The following is a 17,216-nucleotide window of genomic DNA, read 5'->3' as shown; positions in this document are numbered from 1 at the left end:
TTAAATGAAAATAATTATTTTATTATATCTATTTTTTCTTAATTTCTTTAACTTTTTCGATTAATGAGTCAACATTAATGTGATTCATCGCTTCCATCTTTTCTTCAAATGAACGTTTGGGCTCTAATTTAATCTCATTTTCAGCAAATAACGCAATTTCATCTTCGTCATCAGGTGACTCTGATTGTTGGCTTTGATCTTCACTGCTGCCAAAATTATTAATATAATATCTTTGGCATAAAGTTGTTTGAGTATCGAAAATGAAATTTTTATTATTTTTACTTGCATTTTCAATTTCGAGAAATTTTACTTTGCTATTCTCTTGTTCATAAAAGTTTAGATCTTTTAATTCATTAATCTTAATAGGTTGAATTAAAGCTCCAGGATTTTGAAAATCATAATTTAGTTTAATTAATTTGTCAATTCTGCTGCTATCATGGTCAAATTTATTTAAATCAAAGTGGCAAATTTCATTATTAGAATTAGTGTAAAGAAATTCTAAGCTATCACTAATAACCTCTAGATGCATTGGTTTGCAATCAACTTTATTTAAAACATTATAAAGCCTTGATCCTCGTCCCCATCTTTGAACTGATTCAATATCCTGAATTCTTCATTTTTTACCATATCCATCAGCCGTAATCATTAGTAATGAATTAAAAGGTGAACACATCGCAAATGCCGAAATAAATATTTTATCCTTAGTTTGCAATTTTGAAAATAATTTAATGCCTTGGGCTTTTAGATCAAGTGTTGAATTAAATACCGATTCATCAATAAAGTAATAGCCACCATTATTTAGAATAATAAAAATACTTTTTTCATTATTGGCAATTTTTGCGTCAACAAGTTCATCATCATTATTTTTGAAACTCATACAACGGCGTTTTTTTGCACTTAATTTACTGTCAAAATCATTAATTTTTACTTTTTTGGCAAAACCATATTTTGAAATTAAGATAATCTCGATATAACTATCAAAAGAAACAATTTCCATTACCCTAATAACATGCTCATTTGATTCAAGCGAGACAAAAGTAGAAATGTGAGTTCCTAGTTCTTTTCAACCATTGTCTTTTAAAATATGTGCTTCAAGAATAAAGAAGTTTCCTAAATTAGTGAAGAAAATGATTTTTGAAAGTGAATTAATTTTGTCATAGTACTGTAATATATCATTTTCTTTTAGTTTGTAATTACTTATTTGATTAGCATTAAAGATTTTTAAATTAATTTTCTTGATGTACCCTTCTTTACTAATGAAGAAATAGAAATCTTCATTTTTAGCAAGAAGTTTATGATCAACATCAGTTTTAATTTTCTCTTCTGTGATTTGAGTTTTCCGTGGTTTTGCATATTCTTTTTTGATTTCTAGTAGCTGTTTTATCAGAAATTTGTTAAATTCGTATTGATCATTTAATAGTAAATTACATTTTTGAATATTTTCTTCTAAAATGGTTTTTTCATTTTGAAATTCAATTTGATCCATTCGTGAAAGTTTATATAATCTAAGTTCGGCAATAGCGGTGGCTTGAAGTTCGGTAAAATTAAAGACTCTAATTAACGCTTCAATAACGCCTCGTTTTGAATTATCACTATTTTTAATAACTTTAATTACTTCATCTGAGATTTCTGCTACTTTGATAAATCCTTCGACAATTTCAAGTCGAAGTTTATATTTTTGTAAATCAAATTTAATACCATTAGTATTGATTTCTTTTAAGTGTGTTAAATATGAAAAAAGTGCGGTTTGTAAATTAAGTAAACATGGCGCATTATTATCGATTGCTACCATATTATAGTTATAACTAATTCTCAAATCAGTTTTGTTCATTAAATAAGTCATAATGGCTTCAGGGCTTGAATCTTCTTCAAGGTCGAGGTATATTGAAATTCCGCTTCGGTCAGATTCATCTCTTACTTCTTTAATACCACTAATGATTTTATCAATTGCAATTGAATCAATATCGGCTACTAATTTTGATTTCACAACTCCAAATGGTATTTCTTTAATTTCGATGCCAATAATTTCATCCTTCTTATTTTTGACATACTGATACTGTGAAGATAACATAATTTTACCTTGTCCAGTTTCAAGAGCCTTTTCAATGCCGTCAGTGCCATTAATAATTCCACCGGTTGGAAAATCAGGGCCTTTTACAATTTTTAGTAGTGATGGTATTGAAATGATTGGGTTTTTAATCATGGCAATAGTAGCGTCAATTACTTCTCCAAGATTATGTGGTGGAATTTCTGTGGCAAAACCCGCAGCAATTCCTTTAGCTCCGTTTATTAGTAGATTGGGGAATAGTGTTGGCAGAACAACAGGTTCATATTCAGAGTCGTCAAAGTTTGGTGCCATAGCTACAACTTTTCGATCTAAATCTTTTAGCATTAATTCAGAAATTTTTTCAAGTCTTGATTCAGTGTACCGCATCGCAGCAGCGGGATCATCATCAATTGATCCTTTATTTCCATGCATTTCAATTAGTGGATAATTACTTTTTCACTCTTGAGCCATTCTAACTAAAGCTTCATAAATTGATGAATCTCCATGGGGGTGATATCTACCGATAACATCGCCAACAATTCTAGCCGATTTTTTAAAAGGCTCTTTGTTGCGCAGTTTTAAATTTCACATTGAATATAGAATTCTTCTTTGAACTGGTTTAAGGCCATCGCGTGAATCAGGAATAGCCCGTTGTTGAATGATATATTTAGAATATCTTCCAAATCTTTCATTCATAATGTCAACCATATTTCTCTCGATGATATTTTCAGTTATTTGATCAATTTGTTCTTTTTTATTCTTGTTCATATAAATAACCTACTTTCTAATCTTAAAATCATCTTCATTTGAAAAATCAACATAAGAATTAATTCAAGCTTTTCTTTTAGTAACATCTTCACTCATTAAAGTAGTTACATTTCTTTCAACTAAAGCTTCATCTTCAATTGCGATTTGAATAATTGATCGACTTGCGGGATTCATAGTTGTATCTCATAGTTGGTCAGCATTCATTTCACCTAATCCTTTATATCTTTGAATTTCGTAATTGTTATACTTGTTAGTGATTTCACGTAATTCATCTTCATCTCAGGCATAAAATTCTTTTTTACTTGTGCCCTTAATTGAAATTTTATATAAAGGTGGAAGTGCAATATAAATCATTCCCGCTTCAATTAATTTTTTCATGTAACGTCAGAAAAAAGTTAATAAAAGCACCTGAATATGTGCACCATCTGTATCAGCATCTGTCATAATAATTATTTTGCTATATTGTGAGTTTTTAATATTAAAATCCTCACCAATTCCTGCTCCAATTGTATTAATAATTGTCGCAATTTCTTCATTAGCTAAGACATCAGTTAATTTAGCTTTATCTGTGTTAATTACTTTTCCACGAAGTGGTAGGATTGCTTGTGTTACCCGATTACGTCCAAGCTTAGCTGATCCTCCGGCTGAGTCACCTTCGACTAGGAAAAGTTCTTTAATTTTTGGGTCCTTAGATTGAGCGGGAGTGAGCTTTCCTGAAAGAATTTTTTTATTGTCTAATTTAGTTTTTGCTTTTCTAATTTCATTTCGCGCATTTCTTGCCGCAATTTTAGCATCATAAGACTTTTTAATTTTGTGGATAATTTTTTCCGCAATTTGTTTGTTTTCATTAAGAAAGAAACTAATTTTTTCACTAACAAAATATTCAACTGCCTCTCTTGCTTCAGGGGTACCTAATTTATCTTTTGTTTGTCCAACAAACTCAAGAATGCTTTCAGGGACTTTTAGTGATATTACGGCAATGATACCTTCCCGGACATCACTTCCTTCAAACGATATTTTTTTAATTAAATTATTTTTAGTAGCGAATTCATTAATTGTTTTTGTTAGTGCGGTTTTAAAGGCAGTTTCATGTGTTCCACCATCTCGCGTCTTTACATTATTGACAAAACTGTAGATGGTTTCATTGTAATTGTCAGTGTATACTAGGGCAACATCAACTTCGATGCCATTATTTGCCATTCCCCGCGCATAAAAAACATCGCCGACAAAATTTTTGCCTTCGCCAATAAATTTGATGTACTCTTTAATCCCTTCTTCAGTTTCAAAAACTATATTTTCTTCTTTTAGTTCATTAATGTAATGAATTTTTAGATTTGGAATTAAAAAACTTGATTCTCGCAATTTTTCTTTAACAACATCGCTTGAAAATTTAGCTTTTTTAAATAATTCATAATCTGGCCAGAATTGAACTTTTGTTCCTTGTTTGACAGTAGGTCCAATACATCTAGTTTTTTCAGTGATTTTATCTTGAACAAAGGCGGTGAAATACTCTTTTTTATCACGATAAACATAAACTTCAAGTTTTGAGCTTAAGGCATTAACAACAGATGATCCAACTCCGTGAAGTCCGCCACTTGTTTTATATGCTCCTTCGCCAAATTTACCACCGGCGTGAAGTTCAGTGAATACTAATTCCACTCCGGTTTTACCAAGTTCATGTTTATTAATAGGAATTCCTCTACCATTATCTTCAACAATAACTGAACCATCAGCTTTTAAAATAATCTTAATTTTGGTAGCAAATCCCGCTAAAGCTTCATCAATAGAATTATCTAAAATTTCTCATATTAGGTGGTGAAGACCATTAGAATCAGTTGACCCGATATACATTCCTGGTCTCTTTCGAACTGCATCAAGACCCTTTAAAACTTTTAAATCTTTTGCATCATAATTATTTATACTCATAACATTAATTATAAATTAGTTAAAAATTATTTAAAGTATTTAATTAAAAGTTAATTTTTTTAAACAAAATAAAAATAAACAGTTTCCTGCTTATTTTGTGATTTTTTCGCTTAATTCTTTTTTATAGAATGCTAATTTTTCTTGAAATTCCTTAACTTTTTGCTCTTTTTCTTGGATTGTTTGCTTATTAGCCTTTTCCATGAATTTTGGATTTAAAATGAATTTTTGATTAAATTCAATCTCTTTTTGAGCATGTTCAATTAGTTTATTAAGCTCAGCAATTTCATTTTTTTTGTCATTTTCGCTTAGTTTGATATATATTTGCATATCATTTAACTTAATTAATAAATCATTATTTTCTTCTCATTTAAAGTTACTTAACTTCTCGATAATTAGCATGGCTTTTTCGTCAAATATTTGCTTATTAGCAGCAAAGAATAGTGTTTTTGATTTAGAAATTTTCTTATCTTCACGATATTTTCTTAATGTTGCAATTAACTGAATTAGTGATTCAACTTCAGCAATATTCGTTGAATAGTCACTTATCTCATAAAAATTTGACAATTCAGTTTCTAGTAGTTCTTCTTTATAAATACTTTCAAATAAGTAATCAGTGGTAAATGACATAAAAGGATGAAGAACAATTAGTATTTCTCTAAATAAATAGTGAATAAAGTAATTATTATCCTTAAATTTATTAAATTCTAAATATCAACTTGAAAAATCATTAATAATAAATTCTTGTAATAATTTGAAAACAATAGTGAATTCATATTTATCCATACTTTGATTAACACGGTTTTTAAATTCTAAAAATTTATTTAAAATTCAAAAATCGTAATTATCTAATTTTTCATAATTTATCACTTCAGATAAAGTTATTTTGATATTTGCGATATATCTTGCAATATTTCAGAATTTATTTAAAAATAATCGTGCTACTTGAATTTTTTCATCACCGTAATTAATATCTTGTCCAGGAGTTGAGTGAAAAATTAATGACATTTTTAGCACGTCAGATCCATATTGATCAATTACTCCAATGGGATCAATTCCGTTGCCTAATGATTTTGACATTTTTCTTCCTTGGGCATCTCTAACTAAACCATGAATTAAAACTTCATTAAATGGCTTTTGTTCCATAAAATATAAACTTTGGAAATACATTCGCGCAACTCAAAAGAAAATAATATCATAACCAGTAACTAGAAGTGTAGTTGGGAAATAGCGTTTTAATTTAGTTTTGTCTTGTGGTCATCCCAAAAAGACAAAAGGGCTTAAAGCGGAACTAAATCATGTATCAAGAACATCTTCATCTTGAACTCATCCTGCTCCAATTGGTTTTTCAACTTGAACTAGTATTTTATCTTTGTTATATCAAGCAGGAATACGGTGTCCTCATCAGATTTGTCGGCTAATTGTTCAATCGTGAACATTTTCCATTCATTGAATTAGGTTTTGTTCGAATTTTTTTGGAATAAATTTTACACCATCTTCATCACTCAGATTTTTTAGCAGTAATTTAGCTAGGGAATTCATTTTAACAAATCATTGGGGTTGAACTAATATTTCAATCACGCTCTGACTTCTTTCACTACGACCAACGTTTGAGATGATATCTTCAACTTTATAAATGTAGCCTTCTCTTTCTAATTTTTTAGCAATCAATTCCCTTGCTTCAAAACGATCTAAACCTTCAAATTCATGAGCCACAGCTGTCATTTTTCCATACTTATCAATACACTCATTAATTTCTAAATTGTTTTCTTTAATAATAGTAATATCATCAATTGCATGAGCTGAAACTTTCATAATTCCGCTTCCAAATTTTGGATCAATTAAATCTGATCCAACAATTGGAATCTCTTTTTTGGTTAAAGGATGAATTATAGTTTTATTAATTAAAGTGCTGTATTTTGAGTCGTGTGGGCTAATCGCTAAAGCTACATCAGATGGCAAGGTTTCTGTTCTTGTGGTAGCCACAATAATTGCTTCTTCGCTGTTTTTAATTGGATATTTAATATAGTAAAGTTTTTGTTTAGTTTCCACATTTACGACTTCAATATTTGAAAGCGCAGTTTGAAGTTTTGGATCTCAATTAATTGGTTTTCGATCACGATAAATTAGTCCATCATTAAATAATTTTACAAAAACTTTCATAACGGCTTCATTAGCATCTTTGTCAAAGGTGAAACGTTCTATATCATAATCTAGGGCTAAACCTAATTTAGCTCATTGATTTGAAATATTTTTTGAGTAAACTTCTTTTCATTTTCAAATTTCATTAATAAAAGCTTCTCTTCCCAAGTCGTATTTATTAACTTTATTCATTGCTAATTGTTTCTCAACGGCAGCCTGGGTGGCAATTCCGGCATGATCTTTTCCTGGTACTCACATTACATCATATCCATTAATTTTTTTATGACGAATAATAGTGTCTTGAAGATATGTATCAAGTGCGTGGCCAATGTGAAGTTTACCAGTGACATTCGGCGGCGGTAGAATTATGGTAAATGGTGGTTTACTTTTATCATGAGTTGAGAAGGATTTTAATGATTTTCACTTATCATTTCGCCCTTCTTCAACCACTTTATGGTTAAATGTTTTATTCATATTGTTTCCCTTATATTTTTTTATATCAAATAAGTTTGTTAAGTCAATAATTTTGGTTTCTTCAAAATCAATTTTATCATCAACACTAGCCTCACTATTTCCAATTTCTTGTGTCTCATAGAAAAATAATTTTTTCAATTCTTCATTTTTCAAATTATCTTTATTAACTCATTTAGCGATTTGTGTTCATGTGCTGCGAATATAATGATTGTCTTCTATTTTGAATTGAATGATATCTTCATAGATGTCATTTTTAGCAATAAAGTCTTCATAACTACTAATTGTTTGTTCATCATCAAATAATAGCATTTTTTTAACGTATGGATTAATTGGATTTTTAATAATTTGACTTGTGCTACCTTCCTCAACAACTTTATTGCGGCTAATAATGTTTAGCGATGAAGTAACTTTGGCAGCCAGTTTGATATCATTTAAAAAATACACACCAATATTGTGATGATCATAAATATATTTATTAAGCTTGGCAAGAATTTCAAATTGACTACCACTACGTAATTTTGAAATTCCTTGACCGACAATAACAATGTTCGGACTATTAATTAAAATCTTTTGAATTTCAAGTTTAATAATTTGCTCTTCAGTTAATGATGCCATATCTTTAACGGCATCATCGACAATGATATTAGCATTAATTAGAATGTCATAGATTATCATTTTGGTAATTAGCGTATTGACAGCTTTTGTTCTTGCCGCAGAGAATTTATGAAAGTTAATAACGTGATTATAATCTTTGAAATCAGCAAACATTTTATTTAAAATTAACTCATAGGTTTGCAATGACTGAATTTTTTTATGAATCATCGCGCTATTATTTTCATTAGAACTAGTTATATTATTGTTATTCTTTTTAATTAGAGAATTTAGTAGTTTTTGAATTAAATTATAATTTTTTATATTAGCCTTGCGAAGTCCATCGGCTTCCCGGTTTTGTTTTTTAGTTTGTTTTTGAAGGTTATTCCCAATAGTTTCTAAATTTCATAAATATTCGTTTTTGGCTTCACGATATTTACTTTCTGCTAATTTAAGCTTTTCGATGTTGACATTATTACTATCAAATAGTAATGTTGTTGCATCTTTGCCACTGGCATTATTTTCAATATTAATTTTATTTTTGGCAATTTTAGTTCTGAAACGATCAACAAAAACTTTGGTATTAAGCAAGAAATTTCTTGCGACAATTTGACGAATTAGTGGGCGGTTTTTATTTCTAGAATCGCGCGAAGAGAGAATATTAGCTTCTGAAGTAATTGTGGGTTTTAAGATTAAAATATCTTCTATTAATTGATTAATATCTTCATGTTTTAATCGCATAATTTTGTATTTATATCGGCTAATAAATTTTAAAATCATTTTATTAAAACAAAAGTTTTTGTATAAATATAAATATTGACTACCACTAGCATTTTTTCGAATTTGATTGATAATTTGGCGATTGTCATTTTTTAAATCAATCATGATTTTTCTTAAATGTTTAAAACCTCGTAATCATTTTTCAATGACTGAGAGCACAGTATTTTTTATTTTTTTTACTTTTTCAATTAAATAATTTTTCTTTGGAGCTAGGTTGAGATATTTTCGATTAAGTTCTTCATATTCAGCTTTTGCTCTAAGATATTCAAGTTTATTAAAATAAGAAACTCCGTCAGTGTATTTTTTAAGAATTGTCCGAGTAAAATTATGCAACATTAATTCTTGTACGCGAAATGTACTGATAATTTTCAAATAATTTTCACTGGCATAATCAAGAATTTGGTTTAATTCAATTAAATTATTGGAATTCACATTATTGTTTCTAGCCTCAATGAGATAGCTTGCTAAAGTCTTAATATCTTTACTAATGTCTTTTTGTAAATTTAAAGTAATTGCGGCATATTTGTTTTTAATTAAGATCCGATAGTCTTGATAAGCTTTATTTCATTTATGAATAAACTGTGATGAGAATCCTTTGACAATTTTATTTTCAGTAATGTATTTCTTTAAATAACTAAAAACAGTGACATTATTTTTGGCACTGTTAGTGATATCTTCATTAAAACCAAATCCAATATTTCTTTGGAATTCAGAATGTTTATGGGTGAAATAAAACTCTTTTTGGTCTAATTCGAATTCAATAAAACCTTGATACTTACTTAATTTAATATTACTGTTTGTAATAGTGTTAAATATTTTGCTACTAATTTTTTCATCATCACTTAGAATTCCTAAAACATTATTTGAATTTACTAAAAAACTTAAATTATTAATTAATGTTTTGAAATTATTATTGTTTTCTTCAACGATTTTTAGGTTAATAATTTTTAGGGCGGTAATTTTTTTTGCGTCCATTAGAAACGGTCACCTTCTTTTGATCTAACAAGTGGAGCAACGATTTTATAAGTAGCAAGAATAATTCCTAAATTAAAGAAGATCTTAATTGGACTAAGTAAAGTTTGAGCGGTCATATTAACTCAGAAATCTGTTTTTAGAGTTTGAGCATCAGCTAATGAAAGCAGAATAACGTTGATAAATTCTAAAATAGCACAAAATGAGATAATTGCCATTACTTCAATAAAGGTTTGATATTTCTTTTTTAAAAATATACGATATAAAATAACAAATAATCCCATTAGAATAAAACCTGATGATGTTAGAAAAATATAAAACTGTTTATTTTTAATAAGACGGTTATGTTCAAATATAGAATTATCTAGTTTGGCAAAAATGATTAATATAATTAAGATTTGCAATCCCAACATAATTAGAGTTGAAACAAAGCTAAAATTAATCATCGCAGTTGGTTTTTTCTTATTTTCAAGTAAGATAATTTTGACTTCGTAGAAAGCAATTTTTTCCGAAAAATATTGTAGATCTTCTGAGTTTCCACGCATTAAGGCTTCAGAGTATTGAACCTTAAAATATTCAACAATTTCCTTAAATTTATAAATCCGATAGTTACGAGAGAAGAAAATTTCATTAATGTTAAAGAAATAATAAGCAATTAAACCCGGAACAAAACCAGCTGTTGCCACCGCTAAGGTGTATAAAAAGTTGTAATAAGTTGGAATGAGGGCAAAGGAGATTAAATCTGCTAATATTCCGGTAATAAGTCCCACAACTGGCCCAAAAATAAATCCAGTTATTTTAATTGGAAGACCAATAAAACTAAATTTAAAACTTGGTAAGGCACTTATCGGAAGAATTCTAACTGAAATGATGAAAAACACAACTGAAACCGCAATCAAAACCCCAACAAATGCAATTCTTTTTGAATTTCATTTGCGGTATGAAATATTGGTTTGAGATCGTACTCATTTTAGGTAATGCTTAATTCCCCCTGGTATTCTTGATTCCATTAGTTTCCTTTCTTTTACATTAAAATTATATAACAGATAAACTTTTGAATAAATCTATATTAGTTATTTATAATAAACTTTATATAAATTTAAATGTTTAAATGTGAAATTTTCTCCTTCTTCATAAACTTGATTTTTCAATCGTTGGTTGATTAATAAAAGTATGATAAAAACTTGAATTAATAATAACACCTGTATAAATGAAATATGCTGTTACACTAAGAAGTAAAATAACATACATAAACGTTGCCACGACTCCAAATTTTTTATAATCTATCGCTGATGAAATTGATCCAAATAGTAAGATAAACACAGCAATTGGTATTGAGGCAATTAATGCGCCAGGGTGAGCTTGTGAAAATTTTAATTTGAAGTTTGGTGCAAATTTAAAGTAGGATAAAAATGATAGATAAGTTACTATTGGTAAGAAAATAATAACGGTAATTCAATAGACTAACTTAAATTGTCAATCTAAATTTAATTTTGTTTGTGTTGGTTCTTTTGAGTTAATAATGTTATTTAGAGCATCTGGGTATAGTAAATCAATTAAAAAAGTAACAAATGCGGTTAAACAAAGTAAGAAAATAGTTAGCATAATTGAAATTGTTAAGCTAACGGCAAATCCCTTAACTCGAGTTTTAATCATTCGATGTGATGAATTGTGACGGTATAGAGCATCAATTGAAAAAATGAATTTTGAATATCCTTTTGATGCTAGTCAGATAACCGATAAAGCGAACACTGCAAATCCTAGCGCAGCTCCAGCTCCACTTTTTCAAAGTGAAGAAATAACCGGAATAACATCAGAAATCCCAGGAATAATATCCCCTAGAATAACTGATCTCAAAACAAGTTCATATCGCTCACTAATTGAACCAATTGTCCCTAATAAAAGGCTAATAATCGGAATGAATGAAACGAATAAATATAGAGCATATCCAGCCGGAACAAAGGCAAACTCATTTGAATTGATTTTGTCATATGTCGTATTAACAATTTCTTTTCCTTTACTTCGTGATGAACGAATATATCGCGGAATTGCTACAAATAAAATGCCATAAATTATTCATTTCATTATTTTTTCTATGAAAGTTTTCTTTTTGCGGTTGGCAACAATTTGTGATGAATTAACTAATACTTTATTTCCAGAAGAATTTTCTTTATCATCTTTTTTCTGTCATCCGGTTTTAATTTTATTTGGTTTTTTATTAAACACTATTTAAACCTTTCCTTGATTTTTTGATTAATTTCATCAATTTTTGCTTTTCCCATAGTTTTTTTCATGATTTGCCCTGCTAAAAATTTACTTGCTTTATCTAAATTTTTAGTAAAGGTACTTTCAAGTTCAGGATTTTCTTCTAGAATGATGTCAATTATTTGGTCAAGTGATATGTTTATTTCTTTGACCATTAGATCATTGTCATTAATAATTTTTAAAATATCAAGGTTTTCATGATCTTTAATTTCAATAATTTTTTTTACATTAGCTTTATTAACTTTGCCATCAATTACCAAATTAATTAGTTGAGTAGCTTCATTTACTGTCATGTTAAATTCGGCTATAGTTTTTTTATTTAAATTTAGATAGCTAATAATCTCTGAAAAGAATAAATTTGCAGCTTTTTTACTATCTTTGGCTTTAATTGCATCTAAATAATTAGCATACTCAAAGTTATTCAACAATTGACCAATTTGTACTTGATTTAATCCAGTTGCAATGTAACGCATTTCTCGTTGAAATGGTGTTTCTTCAATTTTAATGTCGTTAATAAAATCATCTTCTAAGGCAATATAAGGAAGATTTGGATCAGGAAAGTATTTATAATCAATAGCATCACTTTTTGATCGCATCATAATAGTTTTTTCACTATTTTCATCAAATCTTTTTGTACATTGTTCAACTAAATTATTTAATAAATAATTATTTATTTGCTGTTCAACTTCATATTCTATTGCTTTTTCAACATTTGATAGTGAATTTAAATTTTTAATTTCCACTCTTGTTCGTAGTTCGCCACTATTTTTTGGGCGAACTGAAATATTTACATCAGTTCTTAAACTACCTTCATTCATTTTAGCATCACTAATATTTAAAGCTAAAGCGGTTTGACGGATAGCTTCAACATATGCGACAGCTTCTTTTGCAGAATGTATTACCGGTTTTGAAACAATTTCAATTAAAGGAACTCCTGCCCGATTGTAATTTATTTTAGTCAATTCGCCTTCATGAATTGATTTAGCAGTGTCCTCTTCTAAATGAATTCTTTCAATGGCGATATCTTTTCATTGCCCAGCAACTTTGATTTTAATTTCTCCATTTTTTCCGATTGGATTGAATTGTTGGGTAATTTGATAACCCTTTGTTAAATCAGGATAGAAATAATTTTTTCGGTCAAATCTAACTAATTTATCAATTTCCATATTTAAAGCTTTAGCCAATTTTATACCTTTAACTATTGCTTGCGAATTTAGAAGTGGTAAACTACCAGGATAAGCTAAGTCAATGTTAGAAACTAATTGGTTAGCTTCTTTGCCAAATGAATTTTCCACCGGTGAAAACATTTTGGTTTTGGTATTAAGTTCTAAATGAATCTCAATGCCAATCACCATTTCTCAATCACTATTCATATTTCTCTCCTAATAGCTCTTCAAAGTATAAAGCAAAATTTAACAATTTTTTATCGGTATAAATTTCAGTATCAATTGCTAAATTAAATGGCATTTTATTATCATCTTCTCCCATTTTTAAAGTTAATGAAGGATTACCAACTAAATTTGCATAAGTTAAAATGTAGTCCATGTATGAAGATTGATATTTCTTATTAATCAAAGGAGCGGAATCATTTGAAGCGGGATAGATAAAACAATCGGCTTGTTGATGAATTTTTGTAAAATAATTACTTAAATATCTTCGCATTTGTTTAGCTTTGACAAAATATTTAATTTGGTTTTCTGATTTTAGAAAATAAGATCCCAAAATTAGTCTCGATTGCACCATTTTTCCTAAACCTTGTGAGCGAGTTTTAATAAAGCTATCTCTTCAATTTTCACCTTCAATTCGCTTACCAAATTGAATGCCGGTTAAATTAGCTAAATTTGATGCTGCTTCTGAAAAAGCAATAATTTTATAAATTGTGTCAATTGATTTAAATAATTTTTCATCAATGCTGATTTTAATAAGTTCAACATTGTTTGCTTTTAATTTATTAATTACATTTTCATATGCTTTTTTAGTAGCATCACTTAATTTATCAAAACAATCTAAATAGGCAACTTTTTGTGGTTTGTTTTTTTGAATTTCATCATATTTAAAACTTAAATCAATTGAGGTTAAATCATGTTTTAAGTCCTGTTTGTATAGAACACTACTTAATAATGCAGTCATTTGAACATTATGAGTAAAAAATGCCACAGTATCAAGCGAAGTAGCAAAGGCAAAAAGTCCATAGCGACTTATTGCGCCGTAACTTGGCTTAAACCCGACTTTTCCAATGTTTGAGGCTGGTTTTCTAACTGAATCTCCAGTATCAGATCCGATGGCAAAATCAAGTTCAGTAAAAAATGTTGCTGCTGCCCCTGATGATGAGCCTCCTACTAAATAATTTTTGTTAAGTGGATTTTTAATAATTCCATAAGCTGAATATTCACCTGAACCACCCATTCCGAATTCATCTAAATTAGTTCTCGCAACGCATGTCGCGCCGGCTTCTTCAAGCAACTTAATGACTGTCGCTTTATAAGCAGGTTTAAAATTACTTAATATCTTTGAAGAAGCACCACAAACTACTTCTTTATCTGCATAATTATCTTTAATACTAAAAACAGTATTTGCTAAGACACCACTATTTTTTAAGCTGGCATGTTCAAAAACATGAGCAATTGCATTATTGTCATTGTTTTGTAATTTTTTAATAATTTCTTGAATATTTTTATTCTTCATTGATTACCTTCTTAATAATTACAAATTCTTTATCGTGGTTAGTGGCATTTGATAGAACATTACTTTTATTTAAATAAATATCTTCGTCAATTTCATCACTACGAAGGTCTTTAAAAGAGATAGGTTTTTCATTAATGTGTGACAGTGGTTTTAAATTCTGTAAATCAAGGGCATGAAGTTCTTTTAAACCATCGTCAATCTGCTGAAGCAAATTTTTTGTCAATGATAGAACTTCATCACTTGGATCAAATAGTAGATAATTCGCTAAAGTTTTTAATTCTTTATTATCCATTTTTAGCTCCTATCATTTTGGTAATGAAATAAATATTTGTCCATTATAATCACTAAATTCTTCGCTTAGGTTTTTTAATTTTATTGAATATGAGTGTAAAAATAATCTTTTAGCAAATCTACCACCATATTTTAAATCACCTAAAATTGGGCAATTTAGTGAAGCTAATGTTGCTCTAATTTGATGAGTTTTTCCAGTTAGAATTCTTGCGTATTTACGTTTGTTTTCCTTGTAAAAAATTGTCCGCGCTTTAACTCCAAATTTTGGATCAACCACCATTTTTTCATTTTTGATATCTTTTTTTAGTCGCACGGTAATATCTAAGATGTCTTCATCGAAATCGGAAACAAATTGATAAACTTTTTCAAAATTATTTTGTTTAGCTTCAAATTCAACCAATGTTTTATAGTTTTTAGCATAAATTACTATTCCACTAGTTTTTTTATCTAATCTTCCGATTGATGCTGGTTGGAATGAAGATGTTTTTCGATAATTTAAATATTTAAGAATTTGTTTGTCAAGTGAATTTTCTTCTGAGTGCATAGCAATGTTTGTTGCTTTATCAACGATTAATAAATTGCTATCTTCAAAAATCACTTTAAAATTAATTTTTGCAAGGTTCTCTTCTTGAGCCTTAAATGCATCAAAAATTCCATAAATTTCAATTGTGTCACCTAATTGAAGTTTATATTGTTTATCTTTTGTTCTTTGCCCATTAACTTTGATATCTTTTTCTCGGAAGATTTTTTCAATTTTTGATATCGGAACGTTATTACACATTTTTACAACATATTTAAAAAGAATTCGATTAACATCGTCTTTTTTTGCAATAAATTTCATCATATTATTCGTCCTCAGATGACATTAGTACGTTTTCGTTATTATCTTGTCTTTGTGAATCGAATAAGTTAAAGTCTTTATCTAACATTTCTTCATCTTCACTTGAATAACGGCTAAATTCTGGGAAATTAGGCAATTCTGCTAATGTCTTAATTTTAAAGTAGTCATAGAATTTATTAGTAATTCCATATAAAATAGGATTTCCAGGTGTTGAAGCAAAACCAACTTCTTCAATTATATTTTTTTCTAGTAAACTAGCCACAATTCCGTCGCTGATTACTCCCCGAATGTTTGAAATCATTGAACGTGTAACGGGTTGCTTATAAGCTACAATTCCAGCAACTTCAATTGCCGCATTTGATAGTCTTTGTTTTCTTGTAATGGTTACCAATGTGGTGATGTATTCTTTGACAGATTCAACAGTTAAAAATTTAAAAACATCATTAAATTCATAAACTTTAATTCCACGATCTTGTTTATTAAAATTGTCCTTAAAATCTCTTAGAAGTTTTCGACCTTCTTGAATGGTGTTTAGTTTAAACACTTCTTTAATTTGCTCAGAGCTAATTCCTTCACTACCTTGAATAAATAGCAATGCTTCAATAATTTTATTCTTCATATTCTATCCCCTTTTTGAAAATAATTATTCCTTCATTGTTTTCTTGTTCTAAAACAACGATTTGTTGTCTTGCTAAATCTAAAACTGCTAAAAGTGTGATAACAAAATGACCGACACTTGGAACATTGAAAATTTCTTCAAATGTTAATATATTTTTATTTTTAAATAAAGCAATAATTCGCTTTTTTTGCTCTTCAGGACTGACAGCAATTGTTTCAATCGTAATATTTCTTATGATTTCGGCATATGTTCTTTCAAACATTTTTCTTAATGTTATGACAAGTTTAGAACTGTTTGAATGGCCATCTAAAATGCTTGTGTCATAATCTTTTTCAAATTCTTCAGTATCTTCTGGTTCTTTTGAATATAAATCTTTTCTTTTCTCTTCTTGTTCTCTTAGTAGTAAAGAGATTTCTTTGAACTTTTCATATTCAGCAATTTGTTCAAGTAATCGTTTTTTCTCTTCTTTAATTTCTTCTTCGGCAGCTGGATCTTGTAAAACCATTCTTGCTTTTAGTTGTAACAAAGTCGCAGCCATTACTAAATACTCAGAAGCAATATCAACTTCATAATCTTGTAAATTTTTAATAATTTCTAAATATTGATTAGCCAACTCTAATAAATCGACATCAAAAATACTAATATTTTTTTCCTTAATTAAAGTGACTAATAAATCAAGTGGTCCATCAAAATTACCTAATTTAAAAACTCTTTTATCTTTTATTAATTCTTGTTTTTCAGATTCATTATTTTCATTTTCGTTTAGAGAAATCTCTCTAATTTCAGGTTTTAAAATTTCATTCATATTTTCTTCTTAC

Annotated in this window: 11 protein-coding genes; all 11 read right to left on the bottom strand. The window is 28.6% G+C overall.

All coding sequences use genetic code 4. The features are described 5' to 3' along the window. Positions 1 to 28: 28 nt before the first annotated feature. Positions 29 to 2,815, bottom strand: a complete 2,787-nt coding sequence (locus tag DA803_RS06320) for a DNA topoisomerase (ATP-hydrolyzing) (protein WP_114190929.1) — start codon at positions 2,813 to 2,815, stop codon at positions 29 to 31. A 9-nt stretch (positions 2,816 to 2,824) separates the two neighbouring features. Continuing rightward, positions 2,825 to 4,741 carry a DNA gyrase/topoisomerase IV subunit B gene (locus DA803_RS01815; protein WP_114190928.1) on the bottom strand — a complete coding sequence of 639 codons (1,917 nt, stop codon included), beginning with the start codon at positions 4,739 to 4,741 and terminating at the stop codon, positions 2,825 to 2,827. Between the two features lie 90 nt (positions 4,742 to 4,831). Next, positions 4,832 to 9,700, bottom strand: coding sequence for a valine--tRNA ligase (locus DA803_RS06315; protein WP_277869717.1), 4,869 nt, complete (start codon positions 9,698 to 9,700; stop codon positions 4,832 to 4,834). Further along, positions 9,700 to 10,707, bottom strand: a complete 1,008-nt coding sequence (locus DA803_RS01805) for an ECF transporter S component (RefSeq protein ID WP_114190927.1) — start codon at positions 10,705 to 10,707, stop codon at positions 9,700 to 9,702. Before DA803_RS01805 ends, DA803_RS06315 begins: the two co-directional genes overlap by 1 nt. Positions 10,708 to 10,804: 97 nt before the next feature. Continuing rightward, positions 10,805 to 11,923, bottom strand: coding sequence for a YihY/virulence factor BrkB family protein (locus DA803_RS06310; RefSeq protein ID WP_114190926.1), 1,119 nt, complete (start codon positions 11,921 to 11,923; stop codon positions 10,805 to 10,807). Beyond that, positions 11,923 to 13,335: an Asp-tRNA(Asn)/Glu-tRNA(Gln) amidotransferase subunit GatB gene (gatB, locus tag DA803_RS01795; RefSeq protein ID WP_114190925.1), complete on the bottom strand. Its 1,413-nt coding sequence runs from the start codon at positions 13,333 to 13,335 to the stop codon at positions 11,923 to 11,925. The genes DA803_RS06310 and gatB overlap by 1 nt, the downstream gene beginning before the upstream one ends. Further along, positions 13,328 to 14,647 carry an amidase family protein gene (locus DA803_RS01790; RefSeq protein WP_114190924.1) on the bottom strand — a complete coding sequence of 440 codons (1,320 nt, stop codon included), beginning with the start codon at positions 14,645 to 14,647 and terminating at the stop codon, positions 13,328 to 13,330. The genes gatB and DA803_RS01790 overlap by 8 nt, the downstream gene beginning before the upstream one ends. Next, on the bottom strand, positions 14,637 to 14,939 hold the full coding sequence (locus DA803_RS01785) for an Asp-tRNA(Asn)/Glu-tRNA(Gln) amidotransferase subunit GatC (protein ID WP_114190923.1): 303 nt from the start codon (positions 14,937 to 14,939) through the stop codon (positions 14,637 to 14,639). Before DA803_RS01785 ends, DA803_RS01790 begins: the two co-directional genes overlap by 11 nt. Positions 14,940 to 14,948: 9 nt before the next feature. After that, entirely contained in the window at positions 14,949 to 15,782 is an 834-nt protein-coding gene (locus DA803_RS06305) for an RluA family pseudouridine synthase (RefSeq protein WP_114190922.1), read from the bottom strand. 1 nt (position 15,783) lies between these two features. Then, positions 15,784 to 16,398 (bottom strand): SMC-Scp complex subunit ScpB, encoded by a 615-nt coding sequence (gene scpB, locus DA803_RS01775; protein WP_114190921.1) that lies wholly within the window; start codon positions 16,396 to 16,398, stop codon positions 15,784 to 15,786. Then, positions 16,388 to 17,203 (bottom strand): segregation/condensation protein A, encoded by an 816-nt coding sequence (locus DA803_RS01770; RefSeq protein ID WP_114190920.1) that lies wholly within the window; start codon positions 17,201 to 17,203, stop codon positions 16,388 to 16,390. Before DA803_RS01770 ends, scpB begins: the two co-directional genes overlap by 11 nt. Positions 17,204 to 17,216 lie beyond the last annotated feature (13 nt).

The sequence above is a fragment of the [Mycoplasma] phocae genome (assembly GCF_003332325.1).
GTDB lineage: Bacteria > Bacillota_I > Bacilli_A > Mycoplasmatales > Metamycoplasmataceae > Metamycoplasma > Metamycoplasma phocae.
Note: the sequence above shows the minus strand (reverse complement) of the source record. Positions and strands in the feature narration are given on the sequence as shown.